Source organism: Streptococcus sp. HMSC078D09 (assembly GCF_001813675.1).
Lineage (GTDB): Bacteria > Bacillota > Bacilli > Lactobacillales > Streptococcaceae > Streptococcus.
Genome location: NZ_KV813662.1, coordinates 1 through 16279, shown reverse-complemented (window position 1 = coordinate 16279; position 16279 = coordinate 1). Strand labels below are relative to the sequence as shown.

The following is a 16279-nucleotide window of genomic DNA, read 5'->3' as shown; positions in this document are numbered from 1 at the left end:
AACACCACTTCCTAATTGACTAGGAGGTGGTGTTTTTGTAGTTCTATGAATAGTCTGTTACTCTCTATTTCGCAACCCAACCAATCGCATCTGCAGGAGGATTGTCCACATCAATCCAGATGAAATCAATGCCGATTTCACCGTTTTTGTATTTGGAAAGACGAATACCATTGATTTCTAGCTGAGACAGTTTCTTACCCGTTAAGATCTCTCTATCTTTTAGCTGAAAGACCCCACGAAGAATCCAATTACCAAGAATTTCTTGCTTATCAGTTGATTGAATGGCCTTCCCAGCTTCTTGGTTGATATAGGCCGTAATCACATCACCTGATGATAAAAATCGTAGTTTAAAGGTCCGTTCTTCTTTTTGGAGCACAAGTTTACTTGTATCTGGCTCAAACCTTCCAATATCTTTACCAAAAAAGTCCGGACGCTCCTCATGAAAATGTTTGGAGTCTGGAAGAGGAATATACACTTCACTGACTGGACGATACACCAGCTGTTCAATTTCTTTGATTAGTTTTTCATTCCCCGTCTCGTGTACAAAGCGAATCAAGTCCTCGCGAATAGATTTCATCTGGGCTTTTTCTTCCTTGGTAGACCATTTTTTCAAGAGGATTTCTTCTAAAGAAAAAGTCACAAAAGCTAGTTCTTCTGGAGCCAGACTGTCTTTAAATTTTTCCTGAATCTTTAAAATCCGTGGCAAGCGGTCCTTCTTGGCCAACTTTGATCCACCATTAAAGGCATTAAAGCCAGAATTTTCTTCTACATTTCCATGCTTGTCTGTGATCACCCAAGAAACGGTTTCAAGAATTTCCGAATCACTTTTTTCTGAGGTCAATAAGTGAAGGTGTTCAAAAAGATAAAAGGGATCCTCGACATAATTCACATCCCAAGTATCAACCACAATCTCCCTATTCCTAAAGGTCATATGGAGCTGACTATCTGCAGCCGTGTATTTGTAGTCATGCTGGCCGTCCGTAAAACGGAAATTTGTCGGATTGTTCTTGGTTGTTGATCCTAAAATTTTGAGATGGTCCAGATCAACGGGCAAATAAGTCGTCTCTCCTACATGGATCTGAGGCTTGTGTCCCTTCGAGGTCGGCATCAAGACATGATAGACGGCTTCTACATGACCAGCATCAGAATGAAATCCTTTTATGAGTGCTTTAGATGATTCAATCCGTTGATTTCGCAAGGTCGCAATCTCACGGGCCAGTTTTTCATAGCGGGCATCATTTTCTTTATCAGCTGTTTCCTTGTCCGGTGAAATATCAGCATGAAATCGAATTTCACTCAACAACTCATTCCAAGACTGTGAATCTTTCTTGAACTGAGCAATTTTTTGATCCCCTGAGTCCAAACCAAAGGATTTAATCCCAACCAAATATTTATGTTGCTCGTCAACGACCAGCGAAGCATCATAAGAGGTGTTGGCAATATCCTCCCCAACCGCATGAAAAGCTTTTTGGAAAACAGTCTCTTGGAATTTTGAATTGACAATCGGAGCAACGTAGTTTTCTCGATCATTAGAATCTTCGGCTTCTGCCTTTTGAGAAAAGGCCTCACTCAGACTAGCAAAATTGGTAATGAGCGTCTTGTATTTTTCCTTTTGTTCTTGTTTTAGGTGTTCCCACATCATTCAATCCTCACTTCTTATTTAAGTATATCAAAAGAAGACTAGTTTTTCACTAGTCCCCTTACTTATATAATTCGTTAAATAATGCTGTAAAACTCTAAATTCCCACGTTTTTTTACCAATCTGAAATAATCTTCGTCGGATAAAATCGCAAGCCCATCCTCATAGGAAGCAATCTTCTTCTCTGCTTCCTCATAAGTAGAGACAAAATCTTTCACATAAGACTGGCCTTCAAACTGACCATTCATCTTGGTGTAGATGATGGCAAATTTTCCTGAGCGATCCAGTTGAGACGGCCCTTGACTTTCATTCAAAGCTTTGGCAACATTTTCCGCGATACGTTTAATCACGGGAACAACTACGCTATTTCCAGCTTGTTTGTAGAGCTGACCATTGGAAACCCCTTCTGGGATTTTAAAGGACTTAGGATACCCTTGGACATTAAAGGTTTCTTTGGGAGTCAACTTCCGAATCTCGCCACTATCTGTCAAAATCAATGGAACGTTATGTCCACCTGTTCCCATATTGGCTGTCAAGGTAGGTACGACACCGTTTTTGTTTTCACGGACATATTGGCGACGCCATTGGTAGACCGTATCTTGACTAGTCACTTCAAACTTCAACTGATCGTAGAAATTCTGCTTGCCTTCACGATAGTAGTAAATCTCATCAAGCTTATCGCCGAAGTTAATGACGTCTTGAAGAGAAGTCGTGAGCTTGATTTCCTCTGGAAATTCAAACAAGTCATAAGCTTCCTTTGTATCAAAACCGACAATGTAAATACGCTCACGGTTTTGTGGGATATTTCCATAGTCTTTCCCGTTGAGAACCTTCCACTTGATGAAGTAGTTGTTCTCGGTCAAGGCTTCACGAATAACTTTGAAGGTATTGCCATGGTCATGACCGACCATGTTCTTGACGTTTTCGATGAAGATGGCACGAGGTTTACGCCCCTCAATCATGCGAAGCAACTCAAAGAAAAGATCGCCACGATCATCATCAAAGCCCTTGCGGTAACCCGCAATGCTAAAGGCCTGACAAGGGAAACCTCCCATAATCACATCCACGCGCTCAGCCGGAATATCCTCTGGCTGAACATCGTGAATATCGCGATCATCCAAATAGGTATCTGGATGGTTTAACTGATAAGTCTGACGCGCATACTTATCAAACTCATTGGCATACACCACTCTGAACTCGTTGGTCTGTTCAAATCCCAACTCAATTCCCCCAACACCTGAGAAGAAAGCTGCAATATTGTACTTCTCAGATCGGTTCGAACTTACAGAATTTGTCATGTAGTAACCTGCTTTCTAAAAATATATAACTAAATAGTATAACAGCTTATATAAAAACAACATTATGAAATTCTTCTACCAACACAACCCCAAGTAAAAATTTCTTTTCCAATGGCGGTCCATTTTGAATCGACAAATGTATCTTTTACAAAGTTTTCAAATATGAAAATTAAATCATCACAGTTCCCTAAACTCTTATCAGGAAGGTATCCAATGACTTTTTTCAATAAATCACATCGACTAATAATAACTTTTGAAATATATAAACTTTTTAAAGTTTCACTTACTTTAAATGATTCAACACAATCTTTCCAACAAGCATTATATTCATCAGTATATGTTTTATTGGCTTGGTAGATACCCTTTTTCATATCAAAGTAAAAATACAAATTTGATCTTTCCTCATACAATCTATTTAAAAACTTTATAGTATTTTGTGCATTAATTTCTCTACTATCATATATTTCTTCAATGAGTTTTAACGGAATTAAGTTCTCGGCTTCATGGACACCCTGCTCAGCTAATGAAATACATTCAAAAAACTTTCTATCTTTTGAGTCTATTATCTCTAGTACAGCTTTTAACGTTCCACCTATTGTATCCCCGGGATATTTTTGGTCGCCATCAAATATACCGAGTAATAATCTATTTTCTTGCTTAATTAACCCATCAAGAATAGTAGCAGAATTTTGTCCACCTCCGGGGACTATATCAAACGAAAGGTGATAATTAATTCTATTTTTAGAGGCAAAATACAATCCAATATAGTGATAAAAATCAAAGTCGGTCGAATCTTCAACTAAAAGTTGTGTTTTCGATGAAAACTCATTTTTAAGAATATCTGATACTGTAATAATATGACAATTATCACATTCGATACTATTATTAGCAACAATTGTATAGTATCTACTTACAACTTTTTTTAATTCTTTTGTTTCGTGACTTTTTCTTCTTAGATAAGCAAATAACCTCTGAGCATTAACCTCAAGAAGTGTACAGTTTTTTAAGTAATCTAGCACATCACGATCTGCAATAATTACGTTTAATCCCTTTCTCCTATTTGTCGCTAAACTATTTAGCATAGAACATACGTCTGGATCTTCCTCTGCTAATAATTGCAGACAACTTTTATGAATTTCAAATATCATTTTAGAGATAATTCCCCTCATCAAAGAATCCAATAGGCCAGTTTTTAAGAAATCCTTCCTTATCATATGATGCGGACTCAACGATTGTTTCCATTTTCCCATTCCTCTTTGAAAAAATTTGTATGTTTACATCTTTGTTTCCTATTTTTTTATTGTAGATTAAGTCTCCAATTTTGTTAATAATTGTTTCACTGTGAGTTTCAATAATAAATCGGAAATTATGATTAGCCAAACTACATATCGCTGAAATCAGCTTACTTTGTAGTTTTGGATGTAAATGAAGCTCTGGCTGTTCAATAATAATTGTAGTAGGGTATCTCAATAAATATAATCTTTTCTTCGGATTATTAGCAATAAACCAAAGTTGAGTTACAATTGGAAGGATTTGACTATAGCCAAATCCAGTATCAGACAGGTTATAACGGTTTTGATCACCACTTTTTCTAATATAAATAGACACATATCCTTTATTAATACCATCGTAACCTATTACATCTTTTTCTACTTGGAAGCCTAAAAATACATTTGTCCATTTCTGAAATTGTTGAAACATTTCATTATCAAGATTATACAAAAAGTCAACAAGATTCCCACCACTAGAGTCTACTTCTTCAATTGATAAATTTCTTAGCCTATAATATCTTTCAGCAGTAGCTCTAATAGGAGCAATATAAACAGACTTATTAAAATAGGACGTGATATAGTTATCAGAAATCTTCAGAATTATCTCCAAAAATTTAATCAGTAGTATATCTTTATAAATTATTAACTCGTTTTTTGATAATTCCTTAACATTTATAATTTCAAACTCGTCATTATCATGGTTTACTTTAAATAACTTTTCCAAATCTCTTTTTATAATATCATGATATTCCCAAAAGGTCGGTATATCATCACTGTTTATTTCATTAATTATGTCTCCTAATTCTTTTTCGAGAATCTCTTCTGAATCAAGTAAATTATTTAGTTGAAAAACACTATCTAATCTATGTATATATCCATTATCTGAAGTAAGTAATCCATATTCTCTATCACCTATATTTATTTTCTTACTTTGCACATCAATCGTTATGTCTTCACCCAATATAGAAATAGTTACTCTTGAAATTCTCTCTAATTCATTACTTTTATTTTTTTCTAAACAAATTGAAATAGTTGTTTTGTTGAATTTAGGTACTTTTTCAAAAAAGGATCGTTTGTTTAATTTGTAAAAACGAGCGTATTTTATTATTTCGTTCTTAGAAACGTCAAATGAAAATGAAAATTCCATTTTATCGTGTCCCTTTTGATTATTAACCGCTGTGTCAAAATCACCAAAATCTACGTCGTTTTGATCATAACCACTCCAAAACAAAACACCTCGAATCTTTCTATTAATAGTTTGTTTTAATAAAGGAAAAAAACGTAGAAAAGTACTTTTACCCGAGCTATTAGACCCCAAAATAATATTTAATGGTTTAATTTCAATATCCCCAGTATCTACAAGGCTTCTTAAATTCTTAAGTCTAATCGAATCCATATATCCGCTCCACTTCTTTTGTTCAGTTATAGAAATTAAATCACTTCCACACTACTTAACCAACTTCTTCATCTCATCAATACGTGCAACAGTCGCATCGTACTTCGCTTGGTAGTCGGCTTGTTTGTCGCGTTCTTTTTGGACGACTTCTGGTTTGGCATTGGCTACGAAGCGTTCGTTAGAGAGCTTCTTACCAACCATGTCGAGTTCTTTTTGCCATTTGGCTAATTCTTTTTCAAGACGAGCCAATTCTTCTTCGACATTGAGAAGGTCAGCGAGTGGCAAGTAGATTTCTGCGCCTGTGATAATGCTTGACATAACCAAGTCAGGTACTTTGACATCTGCTGCAATTTCCAAGTGTTCTGGGTTTGTGAAGCGTTTGATGTAGTTGACGTTATCATTGAAGAAGGCATCAAGCTTGCTGTCGCTTGTCTTAATCAAGATAGTGATTGGCTTGCTTGGCGCTACGTTCACTTCTGCACGTGAGTTACGAACAGAGCGAATCACATCTTTAAGAGCTTCAACGCCGGCTGCTGCTTCTTCGTTTTCAAACTCTGGACGAACCACTGGGTATTCCGCAGTCACGATCGTTCCTTCAGAGATTTGGCCATAGATTTCTTCAGTCACAAATGGCATGATTGGATGAAGGAGACGCAAGATTTGATCCAAGGTGTAAAGAAGGACAGAACGAGTGATGACTTTTTCGGCCTCATTATCACTATAAAGCACTTCCTTAGTCAACTCAACATACCAGTCCGCAAACTCATCCCAGATGAAGTTGTAGAGGATGTGACCAGCCACACCGAATTCAAACTTGTCAAAGTTTTCAGTGACCTTACCGATCGTTTCATTGAGGTTGTGGAGAATCCAGCGGTCTGTCACGTTACCTGCTTGACCAGCAGCCACTTTAGCCACATTTTCACGAGCCACATCCAAGGTCAACCCTTCATTGTTCATAAGGATATAGCGAGAGATGTTCCAGATCTTGTTAATGAAGTTCCATGACGCATCCATTTTCTCGTAAGAGAAACGCACGTCTTGCCCTGGTGCAGAACCGTTTGAAAGGAACCAACGAAGGGCATCGGCACCGTATTTCTCGATAACATCCATTGGGTCAATCCCGTTACCGAGTGACTTAGACATCTTGCGTCCTTGCTCGTCACGAATGAGACCGTGAATCAGAACGTTTTGGAATGGCTGACGGCCTGTGAATTCCAATGATTGGAAGATCATACGAGATACCCAGAAGAAGATGATGTCGTATCCTGTTACCAAGGTTGATGTAGGGAAGTAACGTTTGAAGTCTTCTGAGTCGACATCCGGCCAGCCCATAGTTGAGAATGGCCAAAGGGCTGAACTAAACCAAGTATCCAAGACATCTTCATCTTGTTTCCATCCGTCACCTTCTGGCGCTTCTTCGCCAACGTATATTTCACCCTCAGCATTATACCATGCAGGGATTTGGTGACCCCACCAGAGCTGACGTGAGATTACCCAATCATGAACATTTTCCATCCATTGAAGGAAGGTATCGTTGAAACGAGGTGGGTAGAATTCTACCTTATCGTCTGTGTCTTGGTTAGCAATGGCATTCTTAGCTAATTGATCCATCTTCACGAACCATTGCGTAGACAAGCGTGGCTCAACCATAACTCCTGTACGCTCTGAGTGACCAACTGAGTGGGTCATCTTCTCAATCTTAACAAGGGCACCAATTTCTTCTAACTTCTTGATAACAGCCTTACGAGCTTCAAAGCGGTCCATGCCGTTGAATTCGCCAGCCAATTCATTCATGGTACCATCATCGTTCATAACGTTGACTTGCGGAAGATTATGACGTTGACCAACCAAGAAGTCATTAGGGTCATGGGCAGGAGTGATCTTCACCACACCAGTACCAAATTCAGGGTCTGCGTGTTCGTCCCCTACGATTGGGATTGGCTTGTTCAAGATTGGCAAGATAACATTTTGACCAATCAAATCTTTATAACGGTCATCATTTGGGTTAACCGCTACAGCAGTATCCCCAAACATAGTCTCAGGACGAGTTGTTGCTACTTCAAGAGCACGTGAACCGTCTTCCAACATGTAGTTCATGTGGTAGAAGGCACCTTCGACATCCTTGTGAATCACCTCGATATCAGAAAGGGCTGTACGGGCTTTTGGATCCCAGTTGATGATAAATTCACCACGGTAGATCCAGCCCTTCTTGTAGAGCTCTACAAAGACCTTACGAACGGCTTTTGACAACCCTTCATCAAGGGTAAAACGCTCACGAGAATAGTCTACAGAGAGCCCCATCTTGCCCCATTGTTCCTTGATAGTAGTGGCATACTCGTCTTTCCATTCCCAAACTTTTTCAAGGAATTTTTCACGACCCAGGTCATAACGAGAGATGCCGTCCTCAGCCAAACGGGCTTCTACTTTAGCTTGAGTGGCAATCCCAGCATGGTCCATACCAGGAAGCCAAAGCGTATCAAAACCTTGCATGCGTTTTTGACGGATGATGATATCTTGCAAAGTTGTATCCCAAGCGTGACCAAGGTGAAGTTTACCAGTTACGTTTGGTGGTGGAATAACGATAGAATAAGGCTTAGCCTTTTGATCGCCAGAAGGCTTGAAAACATCTTCGTCAAGCCATTTTTGGTAACGACCAGCCTCAACCTCGGCTGGATTGTATTTAGGTGAAAGTTCTTTAGACATGTGTGTTCTCCTTTTATCTATGATAGCCCAAATCAGCGGGATTAGAATCTCCTGAAATTTTCCTAATTTCTCCCCCAGATTTTTCAAAATTATTACGTTGTTTAGTTACTTTTTCTATCAATTCAATAGTTTCATAATTTTTGATATTTTTCTTATTATACTGTCCTTTTGACCAATATTGAATCGCATTATTACTGTCTCCACAAATAACTTTTGCTTGAATCCGTTCCGCGATTTTCATAGCAAAGAATAGCGCTAATAATTCTCCATGATTATTTGTTAATCCTTCTTTTAAAATTGCTATGCCACTTTTATCATCAACACTTTCGACACCATAAGGGCTAGTACGATATTCTGATATATCTAAACTTAAAAGTAATGGAGCTTTTGATTCGTCCAAAACATTTACTTTAGTTTGTTCTCTATCGTTATTACCGTTATGACCAATCGTACTTGCATCAAAATAGATTATTTTTTCGTTCATTATCTACACCCCTAAATATCAATTCCAATTATATCTTTATCCTCCCACTCACTCTTCAGCAAGCCGTATCTCAAATCATCACAACGATTGCCTTGGGCATCTTTACGGTCACGGATACGAGCTTCAAGGGTGAAGCCAAGTTTCTCAGCGACTCGTTGACTTTGAAGGTTGTAACCAAAGCAAGACAATTCTATCTTGTGTAGGTTCAATTCTTTAAAAGCTAAATCAATCAAGGCACGTGCTGCTTCGGGCACATAGCCCCGGCCCCAATAGTCTGGGTGTAAGGTATAGCCAATCTCCAGCACATCGTCTTCGTGGCGATGGTTGAAGTCAACAGAGCCAATGATTCTATCGGTTCCTTTGACCACAATGCCGTAACCAGCTGGAAGATTTTCTTTTTGATTGCGATCGGGAAGGATATGCTCTAGATAATAGATCTCGTCTTCCAAGGTCTTGACGGGTGGAAAGCCTGCTGGGTAAGAGACTTCTGGAAGACTGGCGTAGGCATGGATGTCCTCAGCATCCGCCACTGTTCGGACTCGTAAGACCAGACGCTCCGTTTCGATTTTATCTGGCAACTCAGCTCTTGTCATTCTTCTTCCTCGCTTTCTTCATAAAGCTTCCCATGGGGTCGACTCGGTCGTCTAGATAACGATAAACGCGCTGATGGCCGTCCCCCATAAAGTAAGTCGGTGCAAAACGGTCATTTTTAAAATGTCCCTTGTCATCCAAGAGTTCTGGATCAACCAGACGGTCTATAATCTTGGCAAAGATATGGCAGATGCCATCTTCCTCGATAATTCGATCTACCTGGCAATCCAAAACGACTGGACAAGCTTCTAAAATCGGAGCTTGAGTCCGTTCAGAAATCTCGTAGTCCAGCCCTAGGTGTTTCAATTTCTCCCGATGGCTGATAAAGCCAGCCTGCTCCATCTCCAGCATAAAGTTTTCATCAGGGATGTTCACAGTGAACTGTTGGTAATGCTTAATCTGGTCAGCCGCATTTTCCTCAGCACCAACCCCGATGACCAGCCAATCTCCCAAGCTATAAGAGGAACTGCAGGTCGTGATATTATGCCCAAAGTTCTGGTCCTGATACCCCAAGATGAAAATCGGAAAGCCATAGTAGAGTTTACTAGTGTTAAAAGATTGTTTCATGACAAGCTCCTTCAGCCAGGGTTGCAAAAAGAAAAATCGCCCCTGTCATCAATCTGACAGGGACGAATGTGTTGATCCGCGGTACCACCCAAGTTCGGGCAAAGCCCGCATCTTTAATTTTCTTGTTTCACTTTTATGACGTCGTTAGCTCGTCTTGGCGTACTTGAGTACAGCCTGCAACTCGCCTCCTAGTCCTAAAAGGAAACAAAAAGGTCTTTATTCATTTTTTAATTTCATCCATTAGCAACCAGTTTTGACACATTTGTGGACTTCTCAGCACCGCCACTTTCTGTAAAATGTGGGATTCAAAACACCTCTAATAGGTTCATTTTATCAAGTTTTCCTGGAAATAGCAAGAAATCACAAAAGCGATTATTTAAATTTAACGCCTAGTTCTTTCAATTTCTTGATTGTAGCTGGGCCGATTCCTTTAAGGGCCAACAACTCTTTTTCTGTCCAGTTTGCGAAGTCCGCAACAGAGCGAATACCTTCATCATAGAATGTTTGCGCACGATCAAGTGCCACACCTTCCAAACTTGCAGCAAATTCTTCCACTGAAGAAGCCGCTTGTTTCACTTCTTTCGCCACTGCTTTTGTAGCTTTCTCAACCTTTTTAGGTGCTTCTTTCACAGCTGCAGTTACAGTTGCGACAGCTTTTTTCAAAAGATGTCTATTTTGATGTTTGTATTGTTTCGCACGGTTTACGTTCTTCTTTGCCATTTTTCCTCCTAAATTCAGTGATCAATTCCTAAGGCAACAAGGTTTCATCACTATCATTCCATTCAAAAATCCGTTGATGTCATTTCAACTTTTTTATTGTATCACAATCCCCTAAAAAATCAAGTCATTGCTCAATTTTCAGGTAAATCTAGCTAGTAAAACGCCTTCAATAAGGTGTTTTTAATATTTTCTTTCACCAAAGAGGCCATCTGGTAAATCATGAAATCCTTTTCCAGCATGGAAATTTTCAAACTTCCCTTGCAAGAACTGATAAGCGTCCAAACGGCTTTCATAGCGAATCATAGCGATTTTAGCTCGTTCATCCTGGTCTTCATCAAAAACTTTTTTACTTTCTTCAAGAGCCATTTCATTGATCATGACTTGGGTCTTGATCCACTCCTCAAACTCCTTCATAAACTCTGTTTCGTAACTCATCTTTATTCCATTCCTCTATAAAAATCCGTATCGATCTCCCGATAAGGTTGAATGTCCTGAACATATTCCAAGACGCCTTGAAAGTCTCCCGCTTCATCACGCACTGCTGCATAGGTGACATGGACAAATTTCCCACGCGATTCTGATTTGAACCACATTTCATACTTGTCTTTTTTCCCTTCACGAAGCCCCTGCATGATGGCTTTGACCTTCTCCAAATATTTCGGTGGGTGACACAGCTCAACATTGCGTCCTACCTGCGATGGCGTCCTCTTAAAAATCATTTCCTCAAAAGGCGCAGCATCATTGTAATATTGGAAAATATCATCCTTATTGACAAAGGTGATCTCCATTGGTAACTGGTTCAAGATTAAATTCGCTTGCTCCACCGATAAAAATCCATGGCCAAAAGCTTGTGGTTGCTTGCGGTCGAAGCTCTCTTCTTTTTTCTTAGGCGTGAAGGTAATCGTCAACTGCCCCTCAGGAGTCTCAATGACCTGACGGTGCTCATCTCCATTTGAAGAAGAAAGCGATTCAGTTGAACCTTCTGACTCTTCAGACGCTTCCTCTTTGAAGTCAACGCGTTTTGGCACCCACTTTTCACTCGGAAGGATAATGGCATAACCATAAGCATCACTTTCTTCTGCAATGGAGAGCCAGTCATCCTGGGTAAAGGACTCCAGCAAAATCATCAAGAGGATCGACTCTTCCTTGAAGATCATGCCCTCAAACTCTTGCGCAAAGGCTTCAAAGCGTTCCTTGACTTCAGAAATACTAGAATCCGGTAATTTCTTTGCCGCATCCAAAGTTTTAGCAAAGAGTTCCCGAATCTGGTCATCTACTCCCCACATCACTTTTGGTGGGGAATCATGACCATATTTTTCCATAATCGGAAACATCAACTCTTCCTTACGACGGTAATGCCGGTCAAATTGACCCACCAAGCCCAGCTGACGTAACAAGCCCTTATGAATCTCCTGAACCATCTCAGGATCCTCAGTCGTCTCATAATTGTCTAGCAAGCGACGTACCCGCATCATAGCGGCTCGAAGGGCTAAGTTCTCCTGTTTAAAGATTTGAACAGGATGCCCTGGGTGGTCAGTATCTGCTACTTCGACCCCTTGAACCGCATTCTTAAAGAGATTGGCATGGACATCACAAAGCTCCATAACATCTTCAAAAGTAACCCCTGCATCGGAGTTCATCAGTTCATGCTCCATAAGAGAGATCTCAATCGCAGAAACCCCTGCAAAGGTCGCATCAAAGCGCTCCTGAACCGACTCAGGGGAAGCTCCATGATGAAGCTCTAATAAGATATCTCTTAAGACGTGAATTCGTTCATCACTCATTAGTCTAGCCCCACTACTTCATAGCCATTAGCCTCTAGTGTTCGCACAATCTTCTCCATAGGCGTACCTTCTAATTTTGATCCTTGTTTCAAAGAAACCTTGCGCCCAACTGTATTGCGCATGATCGGATTAGCTAAGGGTTTAAAGCCCAACTCCACCAACAAATCCAATACTTCCGGATGTTGATCAATGACTTGAGCAACTGGAATCGATACATCAATAACATTGTCCATTTTTCTATTTCCTCTACTCATTCCCTTTATTTTCTCTTTGACGAGCCCGTTCTTCCCCCCACCAAAGAGGCATCAGTTCACCTAAAGTAATGGTCTTGCGACTTTCATAATCCACCATAAATTCTAGATGACGATTCTCTGCATCTAGCTCAAGGAGAAATTCGCGACAGGCCCCACAAGGCATCCCTGAACCTTCTCCATAAGGAGGTTTGTCTCGAAAAGCAATAATGCGCTTGACCTTAGTTTGTCCTGATTGTTGATACATATTGAAAAGGGCCGCTCGTTCGGCACATAAATGAAAGACGCCGCAAGTTCCTTCCATACAAAAGCCCGTAAAAATCTGACCATCTGCAGCCTCAACAGCAGCAACCACATGTCGAGCATAGACAAAATCTGAAACCTCTTGAGGCGCATAGAGAGCTTTCGCCTCAAGATAAAGTTTTTCCCAAATATCCATTCTTCTTTCACTTCTTCACTAATTTCACAACTGCTTCTGTCCGTGCAGTATGGGGGAACATGTCCACTGATTGAATGTATTCAACCTGATAAACCTTCGTCAAAGCCACTAGATCCCGTGCCAAAGTAGAGACATTACAAGAGACATAGACCATCTTTTCAGGTGCATAGTGCAACAAGGTCTCGATTAATTTTGTCCCCAAGCCCGTACGAGGTGGATCCACGATCACAGCATTAGCCCGATAGCCTTCTTGGTACCAGCGAGGAATGATCTCTTCTGCTGTACCAGCCTCATAGTGGGTATTCTCAAATCCCATCCATTTAGCATTGTATTTGGCATCTTCAATCGCTTCAGGAATAATATCCATCCCCCGAACACTTTTCACTCTATTAGCAAAAGCAAACCCAATCGTTCCAACCCCACAGTAGGCATCAATCAGGTGATCCTCTGGAGAAACATCTAGAGCCTTGACAGCCTCACTATACAATACTTCAGTTTGTTCCGGATTCAACTGGTAAAAGGCTCGAGGAGACAGGGAGAATTCATAATCCAAAACACCTTCCAAAATGGCCTCTTCTCCCCAAATAATCTGCGTTTGTTCCCCATAGATCTCACTGGAACGAGACGTATTTTTATTAACGGCAACTGTGACAATCTCAGGGTGTTTCGTGACCAAGTCTTGCACCAAATTATTTATGTTAATCTGACGACTAGTGACCACAATGATCTGAACTTGACCAGACTTCCGCGCCCGTCGAACCATCATGGTTCTGACACCCAGTTCTTTACGCTCATCAGCAATCGGAATCTGATAATAGGTCAATAAATCCGCTAGATCATTGGCAATAGCTTGAATAACCGGATCTTGAACCAAACAATCTTTTAATTCAACTAAATAATGTGAATTTTGAGCATAGAGTCCTGCCTTCACCTGGCCCTTGAATTTCCTTGTTTGAAATTGCAATTTTGCCCGATAGTAAAGCGGTTCCTGCATTCCGATTGTCGGCCGAATATCATACTGTTCAAATCCTTCAGGTGAGAACTTTTTCAAGGCCTGTTGCAATAAATCTGTCTTAAACTCCAGCTGCTTGTCATACTTCAAATGCATGATTTGACAGCCACCACAGGTCTCATAGATATCACACATGGGCGTCACACGAAACTTAGACGCCTTATTCACAGATAGGAGTTTGGCTTCCGCAAAATTTTTCTTAACACTTGTAATTTGACAGAAGATATCTTCTCCCTTCAAAGCACCTGGCACAAAGACAAGTGTTTTTTTATAAAAGCCAATCCCTTCTCCGTTAATTCCCATTCGTTTAATTTTCAAAGGAATTTTTTGTTTTACTTTAACGTTCATATCCCTATCTTAACACATTTTTCGGTATAATAAAAACATGAAAATTACAAAACTAGAAAAGAAAAAAAGACTCTACCTCCTAGAATTAGACAATGATCAAAAACTTTATATTACAGAAGACACCATCGTCAAATATTTCCTTTCCAAAGATAAAGAAATCAGTGAAGAAGAACTAAAAGAAATCCAAGAGTTTGCTCAATACTCCTATGGTAAAAACCTGGCCCTTTACCATCTTTCTTTTAAAGCTCGAACAACAAAAGAAGTCCGAGACTACCTGACAAAATATGAGATTGATAGTGGCATTATTGATAAAGTGGTCCAACACCTAAAAGAAGACAAGTGGTTAGATGATCGTCAATATGCAAGAAACCTGATAGAGGCCAACCTTCTCAGTGGCGATAAGGGCCCTGCCTTATTACAACAAAAAATTCAACAAAAAGGGATCCCAAAATCTGTCCTTCAAGAAACTCTTGCAGACTATGATTTTTCAGAAGTGATCGACCGTACCGCAATAAAACTCCTAAAAAAATACCAAGGAAAATATCCGTTAAAAGCCATTGAAACGAAAATTATCCAAACACTCATTTCAAAAGGTTTTGCTTACAATCAAGCAAAGATAGCATTCCAAAATCTCGAGCTCGAAACAGATGAAGAAACAACCAATGAGCTCATTCTAAAAGAGTTAGAAAAACAATACCGTAAATACAGTAAAAAATATGAAGGCTATGACCTCAAACAACGCTTAACTCAAGCACTGGCCAGAAAGGGATACGATTATAGTGATATAACGTCAGCTATTAGAGAATACTTAGATTCATAAACCAAATTGAAAATTAAATAGAAAAATAAGAAAAAATTTGAAAAAATATGATACAATATAGAGGATATACTTAGATTGTAGAAAGTTGGTAAGTTATGAAACTACCTAAAGAAGGCGACTTTATTACAATTCAAAGTTATAAACATGATGGCAGTTTACACCGTACATGGCGTGACACCATGGTATTAAAGATAACCGAAAATGCAATTATTGGAGTAAATGATCATACACTTGTGACTGAAAGTGATGGTAGACGTTGGATTACACGTGAACCAGCGATCGTATATTTCCATAAAAAATATTGGTTTAACATCATCGCCATGATCCGTGACAATGGTGTGTCTTACTACTGTAACCTAGCAAGTCCTTTTCACATTGATCAAGAAGCCTTAAAATATATCGACTATGATCTCGATGTCAAGGTCTTTACCAATGGTGAAAAAAAATTGTTAGATGTTGAAGAATACGAGCAGCATAAAGAAAAAATGCACTATTCAGATGACATCGACTTTATTTTAAAAGAAAATGTTAAGGTTCTAGTAGATTGGATAAACCAAAACAAAGGTCCCTTTTCTGAGGAATATATCAAAATTTGGTATAACCGTTATGTTGAACTGCGAAATAAATAAAGTTGGAAAGAGCGCAAGCTCTTTTTTCTTGTAAATTAATAAAAAATAACTACAAAAAAAGTCTAATGACAACCATTAGACTTTTTCGATACACTATCGGGAAGACAGGATTCGAACCTGCGACACCTTGGTCCCAAACCAAGTACTCTACCAAGCTGAGCTACTTCCCGATCTAAAGCTACCGCTTTATGCACCCTAGAGGAGTCGAACCTCTAACCGCCTGATTCGTAGTCAGGTACTCTATCCAGTTGAGCTAAGGGTGCTCGTTCCTATTCAATTATTACATAGCCTTGCGACTATGCACCCTAGAGGAGTCGAACCTCTAAC

The 16279-nt window shown here is 39.6% G+C and carries 16 protein-coding genes and 2 tRNA genes; 2 read left to right on the top strand and 16 right to left on the bottom strand.

The window, feature by feature from the left end; all coding sequences use genetic code 11:
* Positions 1 to 64 precede the first annotated feature (64 nt).
* The 14 genes from HMPREF2926_RS02935 to rlmD form a co-directional block, all read right to left on the bottom strand.
* Complete coding sequence (locus HMPREF2926_RS02935) at positions 65 to 1639, bottom strand: hypothetical protein (RefSeq protein WP_070586585.1); 1575 nt, start codon at positions 1637 to 1639, stop codon at positions 65 to 67.
* A gap of 77 nt (positions 1640 to 1716) precedes the next feature.
* Positions 1717 to 2937 carry a DNA cytosine methyltransferase gene (locus tag HMPREF2926_RS02930; RefSeq protein ID WP_070586380.1) on the bottom strand — a complete coding sequence of 407 codons (1221 nt, stop codon included), beginning with the start codon at positions 2935 to 2937 and terminating at the stop codon, positions 1717 to 1719.
* A 62-nt stretch (positions 2938 to 2999) separates the two neighbouring features.
* A complete protein-coding gene (locus tag HMPREF2926_RS02925; protein ID WP_141751767.1) occupies positions 3000 to 4085 on the bottom strand; it encodes a hypothetical protein in 1086 nt (361 codons plus the stop codon).
* 1 nt (position 4086) lies between these two features.
* Positions 4087 to 5604: an AAA family ATPase gene (locus tag HMPREF2926_RS02920; protein WP_070586378.1), complete on the bottom strand. Its 1518-nt coding sequence runs from the start codon at positions 5602 to 5604 to the stop codon at positions 4087 to 4089.
* A gap of 51 nt (positions 5605 to 5655) precedes the next feature.
* Positions 5656 to 8307 carry a valine--tRNA ligase gene (locus tag HMPREF2926_RS02915; protein WP_070586377.1) on the bottom strand — a complete coding sequence of 884 codons (2652 nt, stop codon included), beginning with the start codon at positions 8305 to 8307 and terminating at the stop codon, positions 5656 to 5658.
* A 13-nt stretch (positions 8308 to 8320) separates the two neighbouring features.
* Positions 8321 to 8791, bottom strand: coding sequence for a ribonuclease H family protein (locus HMPREF2926_RS02910; RefSeq protein WP_070586376.1), 471 nt, complete (start codon positions 8789 to 8791; stop codon positions 8321 to 8323).
* Positions 8792 to 8802: 11 nt separating this feature from the next.
* Positions 8803 to 9384: a GNAT family N-acetyltransferase gene (locus HMPREF2926_RS02905; RefSeq protein ID WP_070586375.1), complete on the bottom strand. Its 582-nt coding sequence runs from the start codon at positions 9382 to 9384 to the stop codon at positions 8803 to 8805.
* Entirely contained in the window at positions 9371 to 9949 is a 579-nt protein-coding gene (locus tag HMPREF2926_RS02900) for a flavin reductase family protein (protein ID WP_070586374.1), read from the bottom strand. The genes HMPREF2926_RS02905 and HMPREF2926_RS02900 overlap by 14 nt, the downstream gene beginning before the upstream one ends.
* A gap of 372 nt (positions 9950 to 10321) precedes the next feature.
* Positions 10322 to 10669 (bottom strand): helix-hairpin-helix domain-containing protein, encoded by a 348-nt coding sequence (locus HMPREF2926_RS02895; protein ID WP_003011968.1) that lies wholly within the window; start codon positions 10667 to 10669, stop codon positions 10322 to 10324.
* A 180-nt stretch (positions 10670 to 10849) separates the two neighbouring features.
* On the bottom strand, positions 10850 to 11104 hold the full coding sequence (locus tag HMPREF2926_RS02890) for a DUF1912 family protein (RefSeq protein WP_013903179.1): 255 nt from the start codon (positions 11102 to 11104) through the stop codon (positions 10850 to 10852).
* Between the two features lie 2 nt (positions 11105 to 11106).
* Positions 11107 to 12453: a DUF438 domain-containing protein gene (locus HMPREF2926_RS02885; protein WP_070586373.1), complete on the bottom strand. Its 1347-nt coding sequence runs from the start codon at positions 12451 to 12453 to the stop codon at positions 11107 to 11109.
* Entirely contained in the window at positions 12453 to 12686 is a 234-nt protein-coding gene (locus tag HMPREF2926_RS02880) for a DUF1858 domain-containing protein (RefSeq protein ID WP_003005810.1), read from the bottom strand. Before HMPREF2926_RS02880 ends, HMPREF2926_RS02885 begins: the two co-directional genes overlap by 1 nt.
* Before the next feature lie 13 nt (positions 12687 to 12699).
* Positions 12700 to 13143 (bottom strand): cytidine deaminase family protein, encoded by a 444-nt coding sequence (locus HMPREF2926_RS02875; RefSeq protein WP_021152718.1) that lies wholly within the window; start codon positions 13141 to 13143, stop codon positions 12700 to 12702.
* Between the two features lie 7 nt (positions 13144 to 13150).
* Positions 13151 to 14503 (bottom strand): 23S rRNA (uracil(1939)-C(5))-methyltransferase RlmD, encoded by a 1353-nt coding sequence (rlmD, locus tag HMPREF2926_RS02870; RefSeq protein WP_070586372.1) that lies wholly within the window; start codon positions 14501 to 14503, stop codon positions 13151 to 13153.
* Positions 14504 to 14540: 37 nt separating this feature from the next.
* Between rlmD and recX the strand changes: the two genes are divergently transcribed.
* Positions 14541 to 15323 (top strand): recombination regulator RecX, encoded by a 783-nt coding sequence (gene recX / locus HMPREF2926_RS02865; RefSeq protein ID WP_070586371.1) that lies wholly within the window; start codon positions 14541 to 14543, stop codon positions 15321 to 15323.
* 95 nt (positions 15324 to 15418) lie between these two features.
* Positions 15419 to 15952: a nucleoside tri-diphosphate phosphatase gene (locus tag HMPREF2926_RS02860; protein WP_003005798.1), complete on the top strand. Its 534-nt coding sequence runs from the start codon at positions 15419 to 15421 to the stop codon at positions 15950 to 15952.
* Between the two features lie 96 nt (positions 15953 to 16048).
* Here HMPREF2926_RS02860 and HMPREF2926_RS02855 read toward each other — a convergent pair.
* A tRNA-Pro gene (locus HMPREF2926_RS02855) sits at positions 16049 to 16122 on the bottom strand.
* 19 nt (positions 16123 to 16141) lie between these two features.
* Positions 16142 to 16215, bottom strand: a tRNA-Arg gene (locus tag HMPREF2926_RS02850).
* Positions 16216 to 16279: the final 64 nt, after the last annotated feature.

Excerpts from the sequence above, each read along its gene's own strand:
- HMPREF2926_RS02935 (WP_070586585.1), bottom strand. The coding sequence starts at position 1,639 with ATGTGGGAACACCTAAAACAAGAACAAAAGGAAAAATACAAGACGCTC.
- HMPREF2926_RS02930 (WP_070586380.1), bottom strand. The coding sequence starts at position 2,937 with ATGACAAATTCTGTAAGTTCGAACCGATCTGAGAAGTACAATATTGCA.
- HMPREF2926_RS02925 (WP_141751767.1), bottom strand. The coding sequence starts at position 4,085 with ATGATATTTGAAATTCATAAAAGTTGTCTGCAATTATTAGCAGAGGAA.
- HMPREF2926_RS02920 (WP_070586378.1), bottom strand. The coding sequence starts at position 5,604 with ATGGATTCGATTAGACTTAAGAATTTAAGAAGCCTTGTAGATACTGGG.
- HMPREF2926_RS02915 (WP_070586377.1), bottom strand. The coding sequence starts at position 8,307 with ATGTCTAAAGAACTTTCACCTAAATACAATCCAGCCGAGGTTGAGGCT.
- HMPREF2926_RS02910 (WP_070586376.1), bottom strand. The coding sequence starts at position 8,791 with ATGAACGAAAAAATAATCTATTTTGATGCAAGTACGATTGGTCATAAC.
- HMPREF2926_RS02905 (WP_070586375.1), bottom strand. The coding sequence starts at position 9,384 with ATGACAAGAGCTGAGTTGCCAGATAAAATCGAAACGGAGCGTCTGGTC.
- HMPREF2926_RS02900 (WP_070586374.1), bottom strand. The coding sequence starts at position 9,949 with ATGAAACAATCTTTTAACACTAGTAAACTCTACTATGGCTTTCCGATT.
- HMPREF2926_RS02895 (WP_003011968.1), bottom strand. The coding sequence starts at position 10,669 with ATGGCAAAGAAGAACGTAAACCGTGCGAAACAATACAAACATCAAAAT.
- HMPREF2926_RS02890 (WP_013903179.1), bottom strand. The coding sequence starts at position 11,104 with ATGAGTTACGAAACAGAGTTTATGAAGGAGTTTGAGGAGTGGATCAAG.
- HMPREF2926_RS02885 (WP_070586373.1), bottom strand. The coding sequence starts at position 12,453 with ATGAGTGATGAACGAATTCACGTCTTAAGAGATATCTTATTAGAGCTT.
- HMPREF2926_RS02880 (WP_003005810.1), bottom strand. The coding sequence starts at position 12,686 with ATGGACAATGTTATTGATGTATCGATTCCAGTTGCTCAAGTCATTGAT.
- HMPREF2926_RS02875 (WP_021152718.1), bottom strand. The coding sequence starts at position 13,143 with ATGGATATTTGGGAAAAACTTTATCTTGAGGCGAAAGCTCTCTATGCG.
- rlmD (WP_070586372.1), bottom strand. The coding sequence starts at position 14,503 with ATGAACGTTAAAGTAAAACAAAAAATTCCTTTGAAAATTAAACGAATG.
- recX (WP_070586371.1), top strand. The coding sequence starts at position 14,541 with ATGAAAATTACAAAACTAGAAAAGAAAAAAAGACTCTACCTCCTAGAA.
- HMPREF2926_RS02860 (WP_003005798.1), top strand. The coding sequence starts at position 15,419 with ATGAAACTACCTAAAGAAGGCGACTTTATTACAATTCAAAGTTATAAA.